The organism is Paraburkholderia phenoliruptrix, from assembly GCF_019511605.1.
GTDB classification, from domain to species: Bacteria; Pseudomonadota; Gammaproteobacteria; order Burkholderiales; family Burkholderiaceae; genus Paraburkholderia; species Paraburkholderia phenoliruptrix_A.
Genome location: NZ_JAEUAV010000059.1, coordinates 1 through 1,898, shown reverse-complemented (window position 1 = coordinate 1,898; position 1,898 = coordinate 1). Strand labels below are relative to the sequence as shown.

Here is a 1,898-nt window from a genome sequence, read left to right as displayed (position 1 = left end):
GCCAATCTGGGAAGAAGTAGTTTCTGGTGATGCTTACCAGAGGGAAGCGGGTTGTGGTGTTTCTGGCACAACAACGATCTCAACCTGGGTGTCCGGCTCGAACCCACTGCGGGTTCATGCGCATCCCCTTCGGGGATCGGACCAGTGTAAGCGCTAAAGCGCTAACGCTGGTCGAGACACACCTGTTATAGGATCAAGCCTTACGGGCAATTAGTATCAGTTAGCTGAACGCATTACTGCGCTTACACACCTGACCTATCAACGTCCTGGTCTTGAACGACCCTTCAAGGGGCTCGAAGCCCCGGGGATATCTCATCTTAAGGCGAGTTTCCCGCTTAGATGCTTTCAGCGGTTATCTCTTCCGAACATAGCTACCCGGCGATGCCACTGGCGTGACAACCGGTACACCAGAGGTTCGTCCACTCCGGTCCTCTCGTACTAGGAGCAGCCCCCTTCAAATATCCAGCGCCCACGGCAGATAGGGACCAAACTGTCTCACGACGTTTTAAACCCAGCTCACGTACCTCTTTAAATGGCGAACAGCCATACCCTTGGGACCGGCTACAGCCCCAGGATGAGATGAGCCGACATCGAGGTGCCAAACACCGCCGTCGATATGAACTCTTGGGCGGTATCAGCCTGTTATCCCCAGAGTACCTTTTATCCGTTGAGCGATGGCCCTTCCATACAGAACCACCGGATCACTATGACCTGCTTTCGCACCTGCTCGACTTGTCGGTCTCGCAGTTAAGCACGCTTATGCCATTGCACTATCAGCACGATTTCCGACCGTACCTAGCGTACCTTCGTACTCCTCCGTTACACTTTGGGAGGAGACCGCCCCAGTCAAACTGCCTACCATGCACTGTCCCCGATCCGGATTCACGGACCAGGGTTAGAACCTCAAACAGATCAGGGTGGTATTTCAAGGATGGCTCCACGCAAACTGGCGTTCACGCTTCACAGCCTCCCACCTATCCTACACAGACCGGTTCAAAGTCCAATGCAAAGCTACAGTAAAGGTTCATGGGGTCTTTCCGTCTAGCCGCGGGGAGATTGCATCATCACAAACACTTCAACTTCGCTGAGTCTCGGGAGGAGACAGTGTGGCCATCGTTACGCCATTCGTGCAGGTCGGAACTTACCCGACAAGGAATTTCGCTACCTTAGGACCGTTATAGTTACGGCCGCCGTTTACCGGGACTTCAATCAGGAGCTTGCACCCCATCATTTAATCTTCCGGCACCGGGCAGGCGTCACACCCTATACGTCCACTTTCGTGTTTGCAGAGTGCTGTGTTTTTATTAAACAGTCGCAGCCACCAGTTTATTGCAACCCCTTCACCCTTCTGGCGCAGGCCAGTCAAGCTACAGGGGCGTACCTTATCCCGAAGTTACGGTACCAATTTGCCGAGTTCCTTCTCCCGAGTTCTCTCAAGCGCCTTAGAATACTCATCTCGCCCACCTGTGTCGGTTTGCGGTACGGTCTTGTTGAACTGAAGCTTAGAGGCTTTTCCTGGAACCACTTCCGATTGCTTCGTCACCGAAGTGACTGGCCTCGCACCCTTGAATCCCGCGCCCGGATTTGCCAAAGCGCCTTCTCCAATGCAAGGACCGGGACTTCCAACACCCGGACAACCTTCCGCGATCCGTCCCCCCATCGCATTCAACAATGGTGCAGGAATATTAACCTGCTTCCCATCAGCTACGCATTTCTGCCTCGCCTTAGGGGCCGACTCACCCTACGCCGATGAACGTTGCGTAGGAAACCTTGGGCTTACGGCGAGGGGGCCTTTCACCCCCTTTATCGCTACTCATGTCAGCATTCGCACTTCCGATACCTCCAGCACACTTTCCAGTGCACCTTCGCAGGCTTACGGAACGCTCTCCTACCATGCA

At 54.3% G+C, this 1,898-nt stretch carries 1 rRNA gene; it reads right to left on the bottom strand.

What is annotated here, in order from left to right:
* Positions 1 to 189: 189 nt before the first annotated feature.
* A 23S ribosomal RNA gene (locus tag JNB89_RS30735) occupies positions 190 to 1,898 on the bottom strand; the annotation flags it as partial.